This is a genomic window from Serratia sp. EC4, assembly GCF_059652115.1.
Genome location: NZ_JBNIDE010000011.1, coordinates 61,899 through 81,639, shown reverse-complemented (window position 1 = coordinate 81,639; position 19,741 = coordinate 61,899). Strand labels below are relative to the sequence as shown.

Here is a 19,741-nt window from a genome sequence, read left to right as displayed (position 1 = left end):
TTTTCTTCCCTTTGTCAACGGTATGAGGGCGCCGAATGGCGCCCTGTCGTTATGCGGTATGTCCTTGATGCTGCATGCGATTGGACAGCGGCCACCAGCACAGCAGGATCAGCAGCGCCATCGCGAACATCAGCAAGCCGAGGCTGAACTGCCCGGTTTGCGGCAGCATGGCGGAAAGCCAGGTCGCCAGACCGGACCCCATGTTCTGCATGCCGCCCACCAATGCGCCCGCCGCGCCGGCCAGGTAAGGGAACGGCTCCATCGCCCCGGTGGTCGCCAGCGGGAACAGCATGCCGGCGCCGAAGAAGAACAATGCGGCCGGCACGATCAGCGTCCAGATGTTCATCACGCCGAACCAGCCCGGGATCCACATCATCGCCCCCGCCAGCAGGCAGCTAATCACCGAATGCCACATCAGCGTGTGGAAGGTCTTGCCGTCGCGCCCGGCGTACCAGGCGCCGAAAAACGCCGCCGGGATCGGCAGAATGAACAGGATGCTGACGGTCAGCCCACTCAGTCCCAACACGCCGCCCATCAACACGCCGCAGCTGGCCTCGAATACCGCAATCCCCGCCAGCGCGCCGATCAGCATCACCAGATAGCAACTGAAGGTGCTGTCACCCAGCAGCTGGCGGAAACTGGCCAGCATGCGACGTTTTTCCGTTTGCACCGGACGGGTTTCCGGCAGCCAGCGGAACATGGCGAAGGCGACGCAGGCGCACAGCCCCAGCAGGAAGGCGTAGCAGGCGCGCCAGCCGAACACCATCGCCAATGCGCCGCCGATCACCGGCGCCAGCAGCGGGCTGACCAAAATCCCCATGTTCAACAGGCTGTTGGCGTAGCGCAGTGCGGTGCCGGCATACAGATCGCGCGGCATGGTGCGCGCCATCACGCCCGCCACGCCGGTGCCCATGCCCTGAATCGCGCTGGCGGCAACCAGCATCGTCAGATTGGTGGACAGCAGTGCGCCCAGCGCACCGGCCAGGAAGATCATCATGCCGGTCAGGATCACCGGGCGACGCCCGATACGATCCGATATCGGCCCGTAAATCAGCTGGGAGAAACCGTAGGTCAGCAGATACGCCGCCATCACCCGTTGCACAGCGCCGGTGCGAACCGACAGATCGTGGGCGATATCAGCAATCACGGGAACATAAATGGTTTGCGCCATCTGGCCGACGGCGACCAACAGGATAAGCATCACCAGCAGGTGAAAATTCTCTAGTTTTCTCATTATCTTCGTTAACGTTTCAACTCGTCACAGCGTCCCGGTATGGCCGTTGCAGCAGCCAGAACGGCGAGCAGCCCTCTATGGCGGCATAAACTAATCAAATCTGATTTTTTTAGCGAGTTTCAGGCAGATATTGATCCAGGTCACACTGGCAGCAAACCCGACCAGGCTCGTAAATTAAACTGTACGTCTAACGCTTTGGAGTTAAAAATAGCGCCCTTGCAGTAGCCGCGCTTTAGCATTTAATCGATAATTATTTTCATCAACTTGAAATAAAATAACACCATAGGGATTTGGTTCATGAAAACACCTGAGCTGATTTTATTGCAGTTAAAGGCTCTCGGCCCGCACTCGGCCAAAATGCTGGCGGAGCGTCTGGACATCACGCCGATGGGCATCCGACAACATCTGCAATCCCTGGAAAAACGTGAGTTGGTTTGTTACGAAGAAGCGCGCAGCAAGGTCGGCCGCCCGACGCGCTACTGGTCGCTGACAGCGCGAGGGCACGCTTTTGCGGCCGCCGATCAGGAGCGGCTGCGGGCATCCGCGCTGCGGCTGTTTGGCGGCGCCGGCGTGGAACCGTTGCTGAGCGCGCGCGAAGAGCAGCTTTATCTGCGCTATGCCGAAGAGCTGTCCGCCGAGCGCAGCCACCAAGAGCGGTTAGCCCGATTGGTGCGTCTGCGGCAACATGACGGTTACATGGCCGAATTGCTCGATCATCCGCACGGTGCGCTGTTGGTGGAAAACCACTGTCCGATCGGCGTGGCCGGTTCCAACTGCAGCAGCCTGTGCAATTCCGAGCTGCAGCTGTTTCACCGCCTGTTCGGCAACGACTACCGGATAGAGCGCACCACGCACGCCATTTCCGGCTCACGACATTGTGCTTATTTGATTCGACCACGGGAGCTTTAGAGTATGGCTGAATGGGTAAACGGCAAGGTTACGCAGGTAAAACAATGGACCGACGGGCTGTTCAGCCTGGTGGTCAATGCCCCCATCGATCCTTTCACCGCCGGGCAATTCGCCAAACTGGCGCTGGAGATCGACGGCGAACGAGTGCAACGCGCTTACTCCTACGTCAATGCCCCCGATGACGCCAACCTGGAGTTCTATCTGGTGACGGTGCCGGAAGGCAAACTGAGCCCGCGCCTCAATCAGCTGCGGCCAGGGTCGGATGTCATGGTGACCAAAGAAGCGGCCGGCTTCTTCGTGCTGGATGAGGTGCCCGACTGCGACACGCTGTGGATGCTGGCGACCGGCACCGCCATCGGCCCCTATTTATCGATTCTGCAGCAAGGCGTCGGCCTGGAACGCTTTAACAACCTGGTGCTGGTGCACGCCGCGCGTTTTGCGCGCGATCTGAGCTACCTGCCGCTGATGCAGCAATTGCAGCAACGCTACAACGGCAAGCTGCGCATCCAGACCGTCGTCAGCCGCGAAGAAACGCCCGGTTCACTGACCGGCCGCGTGCCGGCGCTGATCGAGGACGGCCGGCTGGAAGCGGCGATCGGCTTGACCATCGACGCCGAAACCAGCCACGTGATGCTGTGCGGCAACCCGCAGATGGTGCGGGACACCCAGCAAACGCTGAAAGACCATCGCCAGATGCGCAAACACCTGCGCCGCAAACCGGGCCACATCACCAGCGAACACTACTGGTAACCCAAAGGGGATCAGCGGAACTTCACCGGTTCGGCTTCCGGGCCGAACCGATTGTCTCCCGGCGTGCCGACGAAGGCGCCCAGATCGATCATCATCATCACGATAATCAGCGTCGGGATAAAACGCCCGACGCCCCATTGCCAGATCGGCGCCAGCATTTGCCAGTTGCCCGCCGCCAGCATCCACGCCAGGATCAGCAGCAGCGCCCACCAGCCGGCCTTGTTGCGATCGTGCAGACGTTTGACCAGCACCGCCGCCGTCGGCCACAGCAGCGCCACGATAAAGAAGGCGATGGATTGGATGGCGATCAATTGATAATTGGCCAGCGTAAACGCCGCCGCCATCAGCGCCAACCACAGCCCCATCCAGATCCAGAAGTCGCGCCGCCCGATGCGGCCCTTAAAAGAAAAACACCACTGTTGTAACGTCATCGATTCCTGCGCTCTAAGCCTGCCCATATTCTGCGCCGCAGTGTAACATAGGCGCTGCCGGGCCGAGTTTTCCGCCTTGCATAACGCGGTGCGCCGCACAGCTTTCTCGTCAGCGAACCGATAATGGCGCGGGATCTTTGACAAGGCCCGCGAGTTATCGCTTTAATCGGAGCCATCTTTGTCCTTGATGCCATACGCCATGCTGAGAAAAACCCTCGTCATTGCCTGTCTGTTGCAGGCCGCCGCCAGCGCCTGGGCCAATCCGCCGCCCGCCGATGCAACGCCCGCCGCACCTTACCTGCTGGCCGGCGCGCCGACGTTCGATCTGACGGTGGTCAAATTCCGCGAAAAATACAATCGCGACAACCCGAAGCTGCCGATTGGCGAATTCCGCGCCATTCCGGCCACCGAAGACGATTCGCCGCTGCTGACGCGCGCCGCCAGCAAACTCAACGAAAACCTGTATGCCTCCACCGCGCTGGAGAAAGGCACCGGCAAAATCAAAACGTTGCAGATCACTCACCTGCCGCTGCAACAGGCCAATGAAGAAAAAGCCGCGCGCGCCATCGCCATCAACTACATGGCGGCGCTGATGCGCCAGTTCGAACCGGCGTTGACGGTGGAGCAGAGCCAGAACAAGGTGAACAGCCTGCTGGAAAAAGGCAAAGGATCGCGCTTTTACCAACAGCAGGTCGGCGCCATTCGCTATGTCGTCTCGGACAACGGCGATAAAGGCGTAACCTTCGCGGTTGAACCGATTAAGCTGGCGCTTTCCGAGCCGTAACGGCGCGGCATTTAATGACGAAAAGCAAAGCCTTCGCGCTTAATGATCTCTATACTGTTGGGCAGGTAAACTGCCGGTCCGGCAGTTGTCATTTCGACTCTCGCGTTCCCTAGTTGGAGGAAAAAACATGCGTCATCCATTAGTTATGGGTAACTGGAAGCTTAACGGCAGCACTCACATGGTCAACGAACTGATCGCCGGTCTGCGCAATGAGCTGAGCAGCGTTGACGGCTGTGGCGTCGCCATCGCCCCGCCGGTGATGTATCTGGATCAGGCCAAGCACGCGCTGGCCGGCAGCCGCATCGCGCTGGGCGCGCAGAACGTGGACGTTAACCTGTCCGGCGCCTTCACCGGTGAAGTTTCCGCCAACATGCTGAAAGACGTCGGCGCTCAGTACATCATCATCGGCCACTCCGAGCGTCGCACCTACCACAAAGAAAGCGACGAAGTCATCGCCGAGAAATTCGCCGTGCTGAAAGAAGCCGGCCTGATCCCGGTGCTGTGCATCGGTGAAACCGAAGCGGAAAACGCCGCGGGCAAAACTGAAGAAGTGTGCGCGCGCCAGATCGACGCCGTGCTGAAAACGCTGGGCGCGCCGGCGATGAAAGGCACCGTGATCGCCTATGAGCCGGTCTGGGCCATCGGTACCGGCAAATCCGCCACCCCTGCGCAGGCGCAGGCCGTGCACAAATTTATCCGCGATCACATCGCCAAGCACGATGCCGCGGTTGCCGCTGAAATCATCATCCAGTACGGCGGTTCGGTGAACGACAAGAACGCCGCAGAGCTGTTCTCCCAGCCGGACATCGACGGCGCGCTGGTTGGCGGCGCCTCGCTGAAAGCCGACGCTTTCGCCGTGATCGTCAAAGCCGCCGCCGCAGCGAAAAAAGCCTGACGGCCCTAGGCTTGCCATAAAAAAACCCCGGCTTGCCGGGGTTTTTTATTGCCGCTTAAACAGCATCAACGTTTGCTGATTTCGTCGAATACGCCGCCGGTGGCGAAGTGCACCTTCTGCGCTTCGGTCCAGCCGCCGAAAGTGTCATCCACGGTGAACAACTTCAGCTGCGGGAACTGCCCGGCGAACTTGGCCGCCACCGCCGCATCGCGCGGGCGATAATAGTTCTGCGCCGCAATAGTCTGCCCTTCCGGTGAATACAGATACTTCAGGTAGGCGGTCGCCACCTCGCGGGTACCGCGTTTATCGACCACCTTATCCACCACCGACACCGTCGGTTCGGCCAAAATCGATTCGCTCGGCGTAATAATCTCGAACTTGTCTTTGCCCAGCTCTTTCTCCGCCAGCAGCGCTTCGTTTTCCCAGGCGATCAGCACGTCGCCGATGCCGCGCTCAACGAAGGTGTTGGTCGAGCCGCGCGCGCCGGAATCCAGCACCTCAACGTTCTTGTACAGGTTTTTGACGAAGTCCTGCGCCTTGGCCTTATCGTTGTTATTGTGATGCAACGCGTAGCCCCAGGCGGCCAGGTAGTTCCAGCGGGCGCCGCCGGAAGTTTTCGGATTCGGAGTGATCACCGACACGCCCGGCTTGATCAAATCAGGCCAGTCATGAATCTGTTTCGGGTTGCCTTTGCGCACCAGGAAGACGATGGTCGAGGTGTAAGGCGCCGAGTTGTCCGGCAGGCGTTTGATCCAGTCTTTCTCGATGCGCCCACGTTCGGCGATGGCGTCGACGTCATAGGCCAGCGCCAGCGTCACCACGTCAGCCTCGATGCCGTTGATCACCGAGGTCGCCTGTTTGCCGGAACCGCCGTGCGACTGGCGCACCGTCACCTTGTCGCCGGTTTCCGCCTGGTAGTGCTTGCTGAACGCCGTGTTGTAAGCCTGATAGAACTCACGCGTCGGATCGTATGACACGTTCAGCAACTGAATATCCTTCGCCATGGCGCCGGACGCCAACAGCACCAATGTCAGACCTACACCCCATTTACGCATCGACAGGCTCTCCCAGAAAATTAACGCAACCTCAATCGGTTGATTTAGCATCAGAGCCTGCCAGAAACTTTCCCGGCAATTAAAGAATAAAAAATTTTGGGCTAGATGATTCTGGAATATGTCGCCGGTGAGCATAAAAAAGCCCCCGCAAGCGGAGGCTTTCAGCGCGCGGTGAGCGGCGAATCAGTACAGCTTTTTCGCCGTTTCCAGCCAGTCGCCCTTGAACGGACGCTTCATGTTTTCGATCGCGTCGATGATGTCGTGATGCACCATCTTTTCGTTCTGGATACCGACGCAGCGGCCGCCGTACCCCTGCAGCAGCAGTTCGATGGCGTAGGCGCCCATGCGCGAGGCCAGGATGCGGTCATAGGCGACCGGCGAACCGCCGCGCTGAATGTGGCCCAGCACGGTGGCGCGGGTTTCACGCTTGGTTTCCTGCTCAATGTGGCGCGCCAGCTCATCGATGTCGCAGATGTGCTCGGTGATCGCCACGATGGCGTGTTTTTTGCCTTTGGCGATACCGGCCTTGATTTCGCACACCAGATCTTCGCGGTTGAATTCGATTTCAGGCAGCACGATGAACTCGCAGCCGCCGGCAATCGCCGCCGCCAGCGTCAGATCGCCGCAGTAACGGCCCATCACTTCCACGATGGAGATACGCTGGTGCGACGAGGAGGTATCGCGCAGGCGGTCGATCGCTTCCACCACGGTTTCCAGCGCGGTGAAGTAACCGATGGTGTAGTCGGTACCGGCGACATCGTTATCGATGGTGCCCGGCAGACCGATGCACGGGAAGCCTTCTTCCGTCAGGCGTTTGGCGCCCATGTAAGAACCGTCGCCGCCGATCACCACCAGCGCGTCGATGCCGCGATTCTTCAGGTTTTCAATCGCCTTGGCGCGCACGTTTTCATCCCTGAATTCCGGGAAGCGGGCCGAGCCGAGGAAGGTGCCGCCGCGGTTGATCATGTCGGACACGCTATAACGGTCCAGCTGCTCCATGCGATCTTCGTACAAGCCAAGGTAGCCATCGTAAATACCAAAAACTTCCAGACCTTCTGAAAGCGCAGAACGCACAACGCCGCGGATTGCAGCGTTCATACCCGGCGAATCACCGCCGCTCGTCAGTACACCGATTTTCTTGATCATGACTACCTCTGAACTGTGTAGATGCAATTTCTTAAGAATTCTGTCTCCGCCGATCGTCTTGAAACCTCTCCGGCTGCAGAAAACCAGCTTTATGGCTTATTGCTGGATATTATATCAAAAACACCCAGCTGAATTGATTCAAGTCACGCAATATAACGGTTAAAACACCGCATGGCACGCTGAGCTAACTCAGATATTCATGATAATACTTCGATCTGTGCCTCTATCTGATTATAGCTCCCAATGCCCCTGCCTACCCGGCGGCACCACGGAGCATGGATCCAGGTGAATGATGACGTCCGCCCCCGCAAAACGGTGCCGCAACGCCTGTTCCACCTGATCGGCCAACCGATGCGCCTCGCGCAGCGGCAGCGTGTCGTCCATCTCAAGATGCAGTTGGATAAAACGCGTCGGCCCTGACTGCCGCGTGCGCAGATCGTGCGCGCCTTTCACCCCGGGCCAGGAGGAAACCACGGCGATAATCGCCTGGCGCTCGTCATCCGGCAACGCCCGATCCAACAGCGACTGCACCGCTTCGTAGCCCATGCGCAGCGCGCTATACAGGATGTAAACGCCGATGCCCAGCGCAAACAGCGCATCCGCGCGCTGGAAGCCGTACCAGCTTAGCCCAAGAGCGATAAGAATAGCACCATTCATCATGACATCTGACTGATAATGCAGCATATCTGCGCGCACGGCCTGGCTGCGCGTTTTTCTGACCACCCAGCGTTGATAGGTGACCAGCATCAGGGTGCTGGCCAACGCGATCACCGTCACGACGACCCCAACGCCGGGATCGCGCAGCGTTTGCGGCGCATACAGATGCTGGAAGCCGGTGAGAAACAGAAACAGGGCGGAACCGGAAATAAACATGCTTTGCGCCAGCGCCGCCAGCGACTCCGCTTTGCCGTGGCCGAAGGTGTGCTCGGCATCGGCCGGCTGCAGCGAATAGCGCACCACCAGAAGGTTGGTCAGCGATGCCGCGATATCGACCAGCGAATCCACCAGGGCCGCCAGCAGACTGACAGAACCGGTGTGATACCAGGCGACGATTTTGATCAACAACAGCGACGACGCCAGCGCGGTAGCGGCCAACGCAGCGGACTTTACCAGGCGTGCATAGCGCTGTTCCATTGAGGGATCCCGGTCAAAAGGTATGGCGCTCAATATAGCGAAATGTCGGATAAAAAAAACCCCGCCATCATGGCGGGGAAGACAGGGATGGTGTCTATGGCAAGGAAAAACAGGGGACTACTCAGTCGTACTTCACTTCTGGGCAGAAGCTTGCTGCAAACCAGAAATTTGCTGCTCCATCTGCTGCATGCGCTGCTGATGTTTCTGGTCTAAAACACTTTTTTGCTCTGGCGTCAGCAGGTTATACATTTGGTTGCGCACCCGGGCCATTTCGACCTGGCGCTTGACCTGCTGTTGGGCCATCTTTTCCGCCTGGGCGTACACGGCGGCTTCGTCAAATTTCTCTGCGGTCACCAGTTTATGCATGGCTTCCATTTCAGCTACATTGACACCAGGCAGATCGTGCCGGGCCTGGCGCATCAAATCGCGCATTTGCTGGCGCTGCTGTTCGCTGAGGCTGACACCGTCGAACATATGGTGCTGGCCGGGTATTCGGGTCATCGCGTCGTTGCCGGGAGGTTGAGCTGTGTCCGGTATAGTGTCGGCAGCGAAGGCAGCGGTCGAACCAATTGCCAGCAGTGATGCCATAACTAATGCGGTCACCTTACGCATTTCAACTCCTCAAGCTTTCTCACTTTGCGAATCAACGAGGAGCAGTGTACCGCCACACCTGAAAACCTGCGTCAGTGCATGTAAAACTACGTAAAGTCATGGAATGGCAACAGTTGATGACGTATTTTGCGTCTGGAGGTAAATCATAATGAACAAGATTCTGTTAGTTGACGACGACCGCGAGTTGACCTCGCTGTTAAAAGAACTGCTTGAAATGGAAGGTTTTAATATCGTCGTCGCGCACGATGGCGAGCAGGCGTTGTCGCTGCTGGACAGCTCCGTCGATCTGCTGCTGCTCGACATCATGATGCCGAAGAAAAACGGCATCGATACGTTGAAAGAACTGCGCCAACATCACCAGACGCCGGTCATCATGCTGACCGCGCGCGGCAGCGAACTGGACCGCGTGTTGGGCCTGGAGCTGGGCGCCGATGATTACCTGCCGAAACCCTTCAACGATCGCGAACTGGTCGCGCGCATTCGCGCCATTCTGCGCCGTTCCAACTGGAGCGAACAGCAGCAGCAGGTCGACAGCGGCGCCCCGACGCTGGATGTCGATGGCCTGCAGCTGAACCCCGGCCGCCAGGAGGCCAGCTTCGACGGCCAGGTGCTGGATCTGACCGGCACCGAGTTCACCCTGCTGTATCTGCTGGCGCAGCACCTCGGCCAGGTGGTGTCACGCGAACTGCTGAGCCAGGAAGTGCTGGGCAAACGCCTGACCCCGTTCGATCGCGCCATCGACATGCATATCTCCAACCTGCGGCGTAAGCTGCCGGATCGCAAAGACGGGCATCCGTGGTTCAAAACCCTGCGCGGGCGTGGTTATTTGATGGTATCTGCAACATGATCAACAGTTTGACGGCACGCATCTTCGCCATTTTCTGGTTCACGTTAGCCTTGGTGCTAATGCTGGTGCTGATGGTGCCCAAGCTCGACTCCCGCCAGATGACCTCATTGCTCGACAGCGAGCAGCGGCAGGGGTTGATGCTGGAACAGCACGTCGAGGCCGAGTTGCAAAACGATCCGGCCAACGATCTGATGTGGTGGCGCCGCCTGTTCCGCGCCATCGACAAATGGGCGCCGCCGGGCCAGCGCCTGCTGCTGGTCACCAGCGAAGGCCGGGTGATCGGCGCGCAGCGCAACGAAATGCAGATCGTCCGCAACTTCATCGGCCAATCCGACAACTCGGATCATCCCAAGAAGAAAAAGTACGGCCGCGTCGAGCTGGTCGGGCCGTTCGCGGTGCGCGACGGCGAAGACAACTACCAGCTGTACCTGATCCGTCCCGCCAACAGCCCGCAATCCGATTTCATCAACCTGATGTTCGACCGGCCGCTGCTGCTGCTGATCGTCACCATGCTGATCAGCGCCCCGCTGCTGCTGTGGCTGGCCTGGAGCCTGGCGAAACCGGCTCGCAAGCTGAAGAACGCCGCCGATGACGTGGCGCGCGGCAACCTGAAGCAGCATCCGGAACTGGAGGCCGGCCCGCAGGAGTTCCTGGCCACCGGCGCCAGCTTCAACCAGATGGTCAGCGCGCTGGAACGCATGATGAACGCCCAGCAACGGTTGATCTCGGACATCTCGCACGAGCTGCGCACGCCGCTGACTCGCCTGCAGCTGGCCACCGCGCTGATGCGCCGCCGCCACGGCGAAGGCCACGAGCTGGCGCGCATCGAAACCGAAGCGCAACGGCTGGATTCGATGATCAACGATCTGCTGGCGCTGTCGCGCGGGCAGCAAAAGGGCGAGCTGGCGCGCGAGCAGTTGAAGGCCAACGAACTGTGGGCCGACGTGCTGGATAACGCCCGTTTCGAAGCCGAACAGATGGGCAAGCAGTTGGAGATCGCTGCGCCGCCCGGCCCGTGGACGCTGTTCGGCAACGCGAGCGCGCTGGACAGCGCGTTGGAAAACATCGTGCGCAACGCCCTGCGGTATTCACACACCCGCATCGCCGTGGCGTTCAGCGCCGACAATCAGGGCGTGACCATCCAGGTTGACGACGACGGCCCCGGCGTCAGCGCCGAAGACCGCGAGCAGATCTTCCGTCCGTTCTACCGCACCGATGAGGCGCGCGACCGTGAGTCCGGCGGCACCGGCCTTGGCCTGGCTATCGTCGAGGCGGCGGTCAATCAGCATCGCGGCTGGGTGAAGGCCGGAGACAGCCCGCTTGGCGGTCTGCGGCTGGTGCTGTGGCTGCCGCTGCATCATCAACGCCTATCGTCTAAGACAGAACAGTAAGAGTTTGCTATCCTGCGCCCCTCGTTCACGAGGGGCCTGCAACATGCTGAACATCGTTTTATTTGAACCCGAAATTCCACCCAATACCGGCAATATCATCCGCCTGTGCGCCAATACCGGCTTTAATCTGCACCTGATCGAACCGCTGGGTTTCCCGTGGGACGACAAGCGCCTGCGCCGCGCCGGGCTGGACTATCATGAGTTCACCCGCGTTAGCCGTCATGCCGATTACGCCGCCTTTCTCGCCGCCGAAAACCCGCAGCGGCTGTTTGCCCTCACCACCAAGGGCACGCCGGCGCACAGCGCCGTCAGCTACCAGGCCGGCGACTACCTGCTGTTCGGCCCGGAAACGCGCGGGTTGCCTGCCGACATCCTCGATGCGCTGCCTGCGCAGCAAAAAATCCGCATCCCGATGCAGGCGCAAAGCCGCAGCATGAACCTGTCGAATGCCGTATCGGTAGTGGTGTATGAAGCCTGGCGGCAGCTGGACTATGCCGGTGCGCTGATCAAGGCGTAATTCGCAACGTCGCGCCATACTGGAAAGGTTAACCCCTTCCAGGCACGGCACATGGCTTTCGTCGCAGAGATTGTCACCCAGTTTCGCCGGCTCGAACCGGCGCTGAACGAGGCGCTGTTGCGGCTGCAACAGGCGCAAGACAGCGAAGCGCTGCATGACTTGCGCGTCTGCCTGCGCCGCATTCGCAGCCTGCTGCGTCCGTTGCGCGGCTGCCCCGGCGCAACCCGGCTCGATCGGGCCGCCGCCGAATTAGGCAAGCTCACGACGCCGCTGCGCGATCTCGAGGTGCTGATCGCCGAGCTGGCGCGTCATCGCCTCGATTGGCAGGCCAACGCGCGCCAGAGCGAACTTCAGGCCCGCTGCCGTCAACTGCTCGCTCATCCGCAGCTCATCGGCTTTCCCTCGCTTTTGCACGCCTGGCCGCGCCGCTTTCGCCGCACCGCGCGGCGCGGCGCCAAACACCGCCTGAATAGACGCCTGCAGCGCCAGCAGCGGCAATTGCGCCGGGCATTGGCCGATACCGGCTACGATCGCCATCGCCTGCGGCTGCTGATAAAACGCCTGCGTTACGCGGCTGAAGCCTATCCGCAGCGCCTTCCCCTCTCTCCCGCCGCGATGGCGAGCCTGAAAGCGGCGCAAAACGCCCTCGGTGACTGGCACGATAGGGAGATCTGGTGCCTGCAGGCAGAACATCAGGCGGATCTCTGGCCCTTGTTGCCCCGGTGGCAAGCTGAGCAACGCCAGGCGCTGGTCAGAGCGGACGCCTTGCTCGCCGCCTTATCACCGGCACTGGCGGCGAAAACCGGCGGCGCATCACGATCCTGAAAAAAGGCCGCAGCAGGGCACGCCCGGCCCCGAAAATGCCCGATGAGGCGCAGATAATGCGCTATGTTTTGTAAGGGTAATCACCACTCATCATAGGAAACCACATGAAAAAACAACGCTTGAGCGTTGCCATGGCCGTTCTGGCAGCGGGCCTGTTGCTGGCGGGCTGTTCGTCCAAAGTCACCCAAACGTCGCAATATTCGGGCTTCTTGTCCGATTACAGCAAACTGCAGGAAACCACCTCACCAAGCGGTCATAAAACGCTGCGCTGGGTAGATCCAAGCTACAAGGAATCCAACTATCGCGGCATCTATTTCCAACCGGTGGTCTATTTCCCGTCGGAGAAACCCACGGCGCGCGTCAGCCAGGACACGCTGAACAAGATTAAGGCCTACGCGACCCAGCGAATCAAAACCGCGCTGCAGAACCGCTTTACCATTCTGCCAAGCCCGACGGGCTCGCGCGTTCTGGTGGCCAAACTCGCCATCACCGCCGTTTCGGCCGAAAACGAAGACATGAAGTTCTATGAGGTGGTGCCTGTCGCGGCGGTGGTTGCCAGCACTATGGCGGCTACCGGGCACCGGACGCAAAATACCGCGCTGTATATCGAAGGCGAGTTGATCGACCAGGATACCGGTAAAACGGTGCTGGAAGTGGTACGCAAGGCCTACGGTAAAACCGTCAACAACGACAGCACGCCGGTCACGGCGGATGACGTCAAGGCGGCGATCGACGACATCGTTACCGATATCACCAACTTCCCTAAGCAGGGCTGACCGCCGCCTGAAAAACACAGGGGGAGCCGAAGCTCCCCCTGAATGGATACGCAAACGGCGTTCAAATGCCGTCGCCGTACTCGAAGCCGTGATTGGTGCCGTTGAAGTATTGGTCCATATCCATCGACGGCGTATCGCTTTCCGGCCGCCCGACGATGCGCGCCGGCACGCCGGCGGCGGTGGTGTGCGGCGGTATCGCCTGCAAGACCACCGAGCCCGCGCCGATCTTGGCGCCCTTGCCCACTTCGATATTGCCGAGAATTTTGGCGCCTGCGCCAATCATCACCCCTTCACGGATTTTCGGATGACGGTCGCCGCTGGTTTTACCGGTACCGCCCAGGGTGACCGACTGCAGGATAGAGACGTTGTTCTCCACCACCGCCGTTTCACCGATCACGATGCCGGTGGCGTGGTCGAGCATGATGCCGCAACCGATGGTCGCCGCCGGGTGGATGTCCACGCCGAAGGCGACGGAAATTTGATTTTGCAGGTAGATCGCCAGCGCCTGCCGCCCTTGCTGCCACAGCCAGTGACCGATGCGGTAAGCCTGCAGCGCATGGAACCCCTTCAGGTAAAGCAGCGGCGTGGAGTATTTATCGACCGCAGGGTCACGCAGGCGCACCGCGAGGATATCGCGCGCCGCCGAAACGATCATCTGGTTGTCAGACTTGTAGGCCTCTTCCACCACCTCGCGCACCGCGATGGCGGGCATGATCGGCGTGGCCAGCTTGTTGGCCAGCATATAGCTGAGCGCGCTGCCCAGATTCTCGTGCTTGAGCAACGTCGCATGGAAAAAGCTGGCCAGCATCGGTTCACAATCAGCCAGTGCTCGCGCTTCTGATTTAATGCTGTTCCAGACCTGTTCCAACTCTTCTGACGACATCACATACCCCTTTACCTTGCCAAACGGGCCGCTTCACACGGTAGCGCGAAGCGGCCCAGGTCATTTGCGGGGTCAGCATTCAGCTGCCCCGACATATCGTTTTATGTCACGCGCTGGGTTTTTCGTCCTTTCGGGCTCGCCCCAGCAGGCTCAGCGCCGCTTCGCGGGCGTCCTTGTGGCAGTAAAGCACCTGATAAATCTGTTCGGTGATCGGCATTTCCACACCGTGCCGCTGCGCCAACGCCAACACCTCTTTGGTATTGCGATAGCCCTCGACCACCTGACCGATACTGTCCTGCGCTTCCTGCACGCCTTTACCCTGCCCCAGCATAATGCCGAAGCGACGGTTGCGCGACTGGTTGTCCGTGCAGGTTAGCACCAGATCCCCCAGCCCCGCCATGCCCATGAACGTCGAAGGATCGGCGCCCAGCGCAGAACCCAGACGGCTCATTTCCGCCAGCCCGCGTGTAATCAACGCGGTACGGGCGTTGGCGCCGAAACCGATGCCGTCGGACATGCCGGCGCCGATGGCGATCACGTTCTTCACCGCGCCGCCAAGCTGCACGCCGATGAAGTCGGGATTGCTGTAGACGCGGAAGCTCTTGCCGCAGTGCAGCAGCTGTTGCAGATCGTCGGCGAACTGCGCATCGGTCGCCGCCAGCGCGATCGCCGTCGGCAGGCCGGCGGCCAGCTCTTTGGCGAACGTCGGCCCGGAGAGCACCGCCAGCGGGATCGTCTCGCCCAGCGCCTCACGCGCCACGTCCTGCAGCAACCGACCGGATTCCGCTTCCAATCCCTTGGTGGCCCACACGATGCGGGCGTCCGGGCGCAGATGCGGCTTCAGCTGGCGCAGCACGTCGCCGAACACGTGGCTCGGCACCACCACCAGCACGTCGCGGCTGGCGGCCAGCGCACGCGCCAAATCGGCTTCAAGCAGCAGGGTATCGGGGAAGGGAACGTCGGGCAGAAACGCCTGATTGCAGCGATCGTGCTGCAACGTTTGAATTTGCGCGGGGTTGTGCCCCCACAGCACCACGGAATGGCCGTTACGCGCCAGCGTAATGGCCAATGCGGTGCCGTACGAGCCGGCACCGATAACAGTCATTGAAGCATTGACGGTGTTCATCAGGCATCCTGATGTGGTGCGGCACCTTCGCCTTCCGCCTGCTGCTGCAGATAGTTCATGAACAGCGCGTCAAAGTTGACCGGTGCCAGGTTCAGCTGCGGGAAGGTGCCGCGGGAAACCAGGCTGGTGATGCACTCGCGCGCATACGGGAACAGGATGTTCGGGCAGTATGCACCCAGGCAATGCGCCAGCTGCGTGCCTTCGATGCCTGCTACCGAGAAGATGCCCGCCTGTTGCACTTCGCACAGGAACGCCGTCTCTTCGCCCAGGGTCGCCGTCACGGTTACGCGCAGTACCACTTCATACACTTCGTCAGCCAGCTGGCTGGACGCGGTATCCAGATCAAGTTTAACTTCCGGCTGCCATTCCTGCTGGAAAACCTGCGGCGCGTTCGGCGCTTCGAAGGAGATATCCTTGGTATAGATACGTTGGATCTGGAAAGCCATTTCGGTGCTGTTTTGTTCTGACATGTGAGTAATACCCTTGGTTAAACGTCCTTATTGACACTCGGTGAACCGGCAAGCTGCTTAAAGCAGCGGATCCAGGCCGCCGCGAGCATCGAGTTCATATAAATCATCACAGCCGCCGATATGCCGGCCGTCGATGAAAATCTGCGGCACGGTGGTGCGCCCGCTGCGCTCGATCATCACTTCGCGCTTGGCGTTATCGCCGTCGATGGCGATCTCGTTAAACGCCGCGCCCTTGCTGTTCAACAGCGCCTTGGCGCGATGGCAGAACGGACAGGTCGCTTTGGTGTAGATATCAATGTTAGCCATGGATTGCCACCTCAAATAGGTTAAACGGTTACTTACCGCGCACCAGCGGCAGGTTTTCTCCGCTCCAGCCGGCGATGCCGTCTTTCAGCATCGTCACCTTTTCAAAACCGGCCTTGCTCAGGTTCTCCGCCGGCTCGCGGGAGGCGGTGCCGTTGGCGCATACGACGATGATCGGCTGCGCTTTGTGTTTTTCCAGCTCGCCCAGGCTGCCGCTTTTGATTTCGCTGGCGGTCAGGTTAATGGCGCTGGCCAGGTGACCACGGCGGAAATCGTCGCGGCTGCGGGTGTCGACCACCACGGCTTCTTCTTTGTTGATCAGGCGGATAGCTTCACCGCGGGCGATCTCTTTGACCTTGGAGAAACGGCTTTTGAAAGTCATGACGATCACGGCGACCAGCAGAGCGATCCAAGCCAGGCTCAGAATCGGGTGTCTGCTTACGAATGGCATAATTTCTTGCAGCATGGGGTGTAACAACTCCCGTCAGTTAAGGGATAAATAAGTCAAGGTTCCAGAGTATACCTGCCGAGTGCGGCAAATACAGCCAATAAGCAAGCGCGATTGTAGAAACTGCGGGCTGCGCTGAGAAATTCCCGAGGTCAGAGCATAAAAGCCCGCGCGATTCGCCGCAACCTTGATCTCTTTGGGCTATTTCTCGCCGGCGGCGATGTAAAATCAGCCGGTTTTTCGAGGGCGAATAGCCATGCTTGCGGCGGGCGCATGGCTATTCGCAGCTTAAAAAGTTCATAAGAGGTCAATGCAATGTCGAACAACAAAAAACCGATGGTCCTGGTGATCCTGGACGGTTACGGCCACCGTGAAGAGCGGCAGGACAACGCGATCCTGAACGCCGGCACCCCGGTGATGGATCGTCTGTGGCGGGAGCAGCCGCATACGCTGATCGCCGCCTCCGGGCTGGATGTCGGCCTGCCCGATGGGCAAATGGGCAACTCCGAAGTCGGCCACGTCAATCTGGGCGCCGGGCGCATCGTGTACCAGGATCTGACCCGGTTGGACAAAGCGATCGCCGACGGCGACTTCTTCGCCAACCCGGTGCTGACCGCCGCCGTGGATAAGGCCGTGGCGGCCGGCAAGGCGGTGCATATCATGGGCCTGCTGTCGCCGGGCGGCGTGCACAGCCATGACGAGCACATCCTGGCCATGATTAAACTGGCCGCTCAGCGCGGCGCCAAAGCCATTTATCTGCATGCCTTCCTCGACGGGCGCGACACGCCGCCGCGCAGCGCCGAAGCCCCGCTGCAACGCTGCTGCGACGCCTTCGCCGCGTTGGGCGTCGGGCGCATCGCCTCGCTGATCGGCCGCTACTACGCGATGGACCGCGACAACCGCTGGGATCGCGTGCAGCTGGCCTATGACCTGCTGACCGCGGCCAAAGGCGACTCCGTGGCCGACGATGCGGTCGCCGGCCTGCAGGCCGCTTATCAGCGCGGTGAAAACGACGAGTTCGTCAGACCGACCGTGATCCGCGCCGCCGGTGAGGCCGATGCCGCAATGCAGGACGGCGACGCGTTGATCTTCATGAACTTCCGCGCCGATCGCGCGCGCCAGATCACCCGCGCTTTCGTGAACGCGGATTTCGACGGTTTCCCGCGCGCCAAGCAGGTGCAGTTCGGCGATTTCGTGATGCTGACCGAATACGCCGCCGACATCGCGACCGCCTGCGCCTATCCGCCGGCGCCGCTGGCCAACACCTTCGGCGAATGGCTGATGAAGCACGACAAAACCCAGCTGCGCATCTCGGAAACCGAAAAATACGCCCACGTCACCTTCTTCTATAACGGCGGCGTGGAAGCGCCGTTCAAGGGCGAAGACCGCGTGCTGGTCAACTCGCCGCAGGTCGCCACCTACGATCTGCAGCCGGAGATGAGCGCCGCCGAACTGACCGACAAGCTGCTGAGCGCCATCCGCAGCGGCAAATACGACGCCATCATCTGCAACTACCCGAACGGCGACATGGTGGGGCATACCGGCGTGTATGACGCGGCGGTCAAAGCGGTGGAAACGCTGGACGCCTGCATCGCTCAGGTGGTTGACGCGGTGCGCGACGTCGACGGTCAGCTGCTGATCACCGCCGATCACGGCAACGCCGAGCAGATGCGCGATCCGGCCACCGGCCAGGCGCACACCGCCCACACCAGCCTGCCGGTGCCGCTGATTTACGTCGGCAAACCGGCGCGCGCGGTCGAAGGCGGCAAGCTTTCGGACATCGCGCCAACCCTGTTAACGCTGATGGGAATGGAAATCCCGCAAGAGATGACTGGTAAGCCGCTGTTCATCGTGGAATAATCCTTCTCCATGAGGGAGAAGGCGTTTTTTGCACTATCAAGGGTAACCCGAAGCGCAAACGCAGGCAGCCGTCCGCTGCCTGAACGCACCGCGCCAAGGACGTTCACCGCCATGTGCGCCAGCGTATTTTGCGCTGGCGTCTTGCTGTTGCCGCTCGCCGGCCAGGCGGCGGAAGACAATAAATCCCAGTTGAAAGACATCCAGCAGAGCATCGCCGAGAAAGAAAAAGCGGTGAAGCAGCAGCAACAGCAACGCAGCTCGCTGCAGGATCAGCTGCGTCAACAGGAAAAAACCATCGCCCAAGCCAGCCGCCAGTTGCGCGACACCCAGGGCACGCTCACCCAGTTGGGCAAGGACATTTCCGGCCTGAACGCCTCGATAGCCAAACTGCAAAAGCAGCAATCGACCCAGCAAAACCTCCTCGCCAAACAGCTTGACGCCGCCTTCCGGCAAGGGCAGCACAGCGCCGTGCAGCTGATCCTCAGCGGTGAAGAAAGCCAGCGCAGCGAACGTATTCTGGCCTATTTCGGCTATCTGAATGAAGCGCGCCAGAAAACCATCGAAGAGTTGAAACAGACCCGCGCCGAGCTGGCGAAGCAAAAAACCACGCTGGTGGCTAAACAGGGCCAGCAAAAATCCTTACTGAGCGAACAACAGACACAGCAGCAGAAGCTGGAGCAGGCGCGCGGCGCCCGCAAGAAAACGCTGACCGCGCTGGAAGCTTCGCTGGAAAAAGACCAACAACGCCTGGTGGAACTGCGCCAAAACGAAGCCCGCATGCGCGACAAGATCGCTCGGGCGGAGCGCGAAGCCCGTGCGCGCGCCGAACGCGAAGCGCGTGAAGCGGCCAAAGTGCGCGAACAGGTGCGCATCAAGGAACAGCAGGCGAAGAAAACCGGCACCACCTACAAACCTAGCGAAGCCGATCGCTCGCTGATGGCGCGAACCGGCGGCCTCGGCCGTCCGGCCGGCCAGCTGATGTGGCCGGTGCGCGGCCGCACGCTGCACGGCTTTGGCGAACAGCAGCAGGGCGAGCTACGCTGGAAAGGCATGGTGATCGAAGCCCGCGAAGGCAGCGAAGTGAAAGCCGTCGCCGATGGCCGCGTGCTGCTGGCCGACTGGCTGCAAGGCTATGGCCTGATGGTGGTGGTCGAACACGGTAAAGGCGACATGAGCGTGTACGGCTACAACCAAAGCGCGTTGGTCAACGTCGGGGCGCAGGTGCGCGCCGGCCAGCCGATCGCACTGGTCGGCACCAGCGGCGGCCAGGGAACGCCGTCGCTCTATTTCGAAATCCGTCGTCAGGGACAGGCGGTTAACCCACTGCCGTGGTTGGGAAGATAGA

22 protein-coding genes are annotated in these 19,741 nt (G+C 60.4%); 11 read left to right on the top strand and 11 right to left on the bottom strand.

What is annotated here, in order from left to right; all coding sequences use genetic code 11:
* Window positions 1-49: 49 nt before the first annotated feature.
* On the bottom strand, window positions 50-1,234 hold the full coding sequence (gene emrD, locus ACP39K_RS22325; RefSeq protein ID WP_033639144.1) for a multidrug efflux MFS transporter EmrD: 1,185 nt from the start codon (window positions 1,232-1,234) through the stop codon (window positions 50-52).
* A 297-nt stretch (window positions 1,235-1,531) separates the two neighbouring features.
* Between emrD and ACP39K_RS22320 the strand changes: the two genes are divergently transcribed.
* Both ACP39K_RS22320 and fpr read left to right on the top strand, forming a co-directional pair.
* The gene (locus tag ACP39K_RS22320) at window positions 1,532-2,143 is read left to right on the top strand and encodes a helix-turn-helix transcriptional regulator (protein WP_016929711.1); all 612 of its coding nucleotides are present in this window, start codon (window positions 1,532-1,534) and stop codon (window positions 2,141-2,143) included.
* 3 nt (window positions 2,144-2,146) lie between these two features.
* Window positions 2,147-2,893, top strand: coding sequence for a ferredoxin--NADP(+) reductase (gene fpr / locus ACP39K_RS22315; protein ID WP_004931107.1), 747 nt, complete (start codon window positions 2,147-2,149; stop codon window positions 2,891-2,893).
* Between the two features lie 11 nt (window positions 2,894-2,904).
* Here the strand turns inward: fpr and ACP39K_RS22310 are convergent, their stop codons facing one another.
* Complete coding sequence (locus ACP39K_RS22310) at window positions 2,905-3,324, bottom strand: DUF805 domain-containing protein (RefSeq protein WP_033639143.1); 420 nt, start codon at window positions 3,322-3,324, stop codon at window positions 2,905-2,907.
* A gap of 199 nt (window positions 3,325-3,523) precedes the next feature.
* Between ACP39K_RS22310 and ACP39K_RS22305 the strand changes: the two genes are divergently transcribed.
* Window positions 3,524-4,108 carry a DUF1454 family protein gene (locus ACP39K_RS22305; protein ID WP_016929709.1) on the top strand — a complete coding sequence of 195 codons (585 nt, stop codon included), beginning with the start codon at window positions 3,524-3,526 and terminating at the stop codon, window positions 4,106-4,108.
* Window positions 4,109-4,235: 127 nt separating this feature from the next.
* Entirely contained in the window at window positions 4,236-5,003 is a 768-nt protein-coding gene (gene tpiA / locus ACP39K_RS22300; protein WP_004931113.1) for a triose-phosphate isomerase, read from the top strand.
* A 65-nt stretch (window positions 5,004-5,068) separates the two neighbouring features.
* Here tpiA and ACP39K_RS22295 read toward each other — a convergent pair whose 3' ends face one another.
* The 4 genes from ACP39K_RS22295 to cpxP form a co-directional block, all read right to left on the bottom strand.
* The gene (locus tag ACP39K_RS22295) at window positions 5,069-6,058 is read right to left on the bottom strand and encodes a sulfate ABC transporter substrate-binding protein (protein ID WP_028128085.1); all 990 of its coding nucleotides are present in this window, start codon (window positions 6,056-6,058) and stop codon (window positions 5,069-5,071) included.
* A gap of 183 nt (window positions 6,059-6,241) precedes the next feature.
* Window positions 6,242-7,204 carry a 6-phosphofructokinase gene (gene pfkA, locus ACP39K_RS22290; protein WP_004931116.1) on the bottom strand — a complete coding sequence of 321 codons (963 nt, stop codon included), beginning with the start codon at window positions 7,202-7,204 and terminating at the stop codon, window positions 6,242-6,244.
* Between the two features lie 231 nt (window positions 7,205-7,435).
* The gene (gene fieF, locus ACP39K_RS22285) at window positions 7,436-8,338 is read right to left on the bottom strand and encodes a CDF family cation-efflux transporter FieF (RefSeq protein ID WP_060445393.1); all 903 of its coding nucleotides are present in this window, start codon (window positions 8,336-8,338) and stop codon (window positions 7,436-7,438) included.
* Between the two features lie 132 nt (window positions 8,339-8,470).
* The gene (gene cpxP / locus ACP39K_RS22280) at window positions 8,471-8,950 is read right to left on the bottom strand and encodes a cell-envelope stress modulator CpxP (protein WP_004931122.1); all 480 of its coding nucleotides are present in this window, start codon (window positions 8,948-8,950) and stop codon (window positions 8,471-8,473) included.
* A gap of 148 nt (window positions 8,951-9,098) precedes the next feature.
* Between cpxP and cpxR the strand changes: the two genes are divergently transcribed.
* From cpxR to ACP39K_RS22255, 5 genes are all read left to right on the top strand, one after another.
* Window positions 9,099-9,797, top strand: a complete 699-nt coding sequence (cpxR, locus tag ACP39K_RS22275; RefSeq protein ID WP_004931124.1) for an envelope stress response regulator transcription factor CpxR — start codon at window positions 9,099-9,101, stop codon at window positions 9,795-9,797.
* Window positions 9,794-11,188, top strand: coding sequence for an envelope stress sensor histidine kinase CpxA (gene cpxA / locus ACP39K_RS22270; protein WP_497008839.1), 1,395 nt, complete (start codon window positions 9,794-9,796; stop codon window positions 11,186-11,188). Before cpxR ends, cpxA begins: the two co-directional genes overlap by 4 nt.
* Before the next feature lie 43 nt (window positions 11,189-11,231).
* Window positions 11,232-11,705: a tRNA (uridine(34)/cytosine(34)/5-carboxymethylaminomethyluridine(34)-2'-O)-methyltransferase TrmL gene (trmL, locus tag ACP39K_RS22265; RefSeq protein WP_004931130.1), complete on the top strand. Its 474-nt coding sequence runs from the start codon at window positions 11,232-11,234 to the stop codon at window positions 11,703-11,705.
* A gap of 51 nt (window positions 11,706-11,756) precedes the next feature.
* Window positions 11,757-12,530: a CHAD domain-containing protein gene (locus ACP39K_RS22260; protein WP_342153288.1), complete on the top strand. Its 774-nt coding sequence runs from the start codon at window positions 11,757-11,759 to the stop codon at window positions 12,528-12,530.
* Window positions 12,531-12,634: 104 nt separating this feature from the next.
* A complete protein-coding gene (locus ACP39K_RS22255) occupies window positions 12,635-13,306 on the top strand; it encodes a DUF3313 domain-containing protein (RefSeq protein ID WP_033639138.1) in 672 nt (223 codons plus the stop codon).
* 61 nt (window positions 13,307-13,367) lie between these two features.
* On the opposite strand, the gene cysE is transcribed toward ACP39K_RS22255, so the two are convergent.
* The 5 genes from cysE to ACP39K_RS22230 all read right to left on the bottom strand — a co-directional run bounded on the left by cysE (window position 13,368) and on the right by ACP39K_RS22230 (window position 16,554).
* Entirely contained in the window at window positions 13,368-14,189 is an 822-nt protein-coding gene (gene cysE / locus ACP39K_RS22250) for a serine O-acetyltransferase (RefSeq protein WP_004931135.1), read from the bottom strand.
* Between the two features lie 106 nt (window positions 14,190-14,295).
* Window positions 14,296-15,315 carry an NAD(P)H-dependent glycerol-3-phosphate dehydrogenase gene (gene gpsA / locus ACP39K_RS22245; RefSeq protein ID WP_243810716.1) on the bottom strand — a complete coding sequence of 340 codons (1,020 nt, stop codon included), beginning with the start codon at window positions 15,313-15,315 and terminating at the stop codon, window positions 14,296-14,298.
* On the bottom strand, window positions 15,315-15,785 hold the full coding sequence (secB, locus tag ACP39K_RS22240) for a protein-export chaperone SecB (RefSeq protein ID WP_004931139.1): 471 nt from the start codon (window positions 15,783-15,785) through the stop codon (window positions 15,315-15,317). The genes gpsA and secB overlap by 1 nt, the downstream gene beginning before the upstream one ends.
* 57 nt (window positions 15,786-15,842) lie before the next feature.
* The gene (gene grxC / locus ACP39K_RS22235) at window positions 15,843-16,091 is read right to left on the bottom strand and encodes a glutaredoxin 3 (RefSeq protein WP_004931142.1); all 249 of its coding nucleotides are present in this window, start codon (window positions 16,089-16,091) and stop codon (window positions 15,843-15,845) included.
* Window positions 16,092-16,119: 28 nt separating this feature from the next.
* Complete coding sequence (locus ACP39K_RS22230; protein ID WP_016929700.1) at window positions 16,120-16,554, bottom strand: rhodanese-like domain-containing protein; 435 nt, start codon at window positions 16,552-16,554, stop codon at window positions 16,120-16,122.
* Window positions 16,555-16,851: 297 nt separating this feature from the next.
* Between ACP39K_RS22230 and gpmM the strand changes: the two genes are divergently transcribed.
* On the top strand, window positions 16,852-18,396 hold the full coding sequence (gpmM, locus tag ACP39K_RS22225; RefSeq protein WP_115116374.1) for a 2,3-bisphosphoglycerate-independent phosphoglycerate mutase: 1,545 nt from the start codon (window positions 16,852-16,854) through the stop codon (window positions 18,394-18,396).
* A gap of 9 nt (window positions 18,397-18,405) precedes the next feature.
* Entirely contained in the window at window positions 18,406-19,740 is a 1,335-nt protein-coding gene (gene envC / locus ACP39K_RS22220) for a murein hydrolase activator EnvC (RefSeq protein WP_028128084.1), read from the top strand.
* Window position 19,741: the final 1 nt, after the last annotated feature.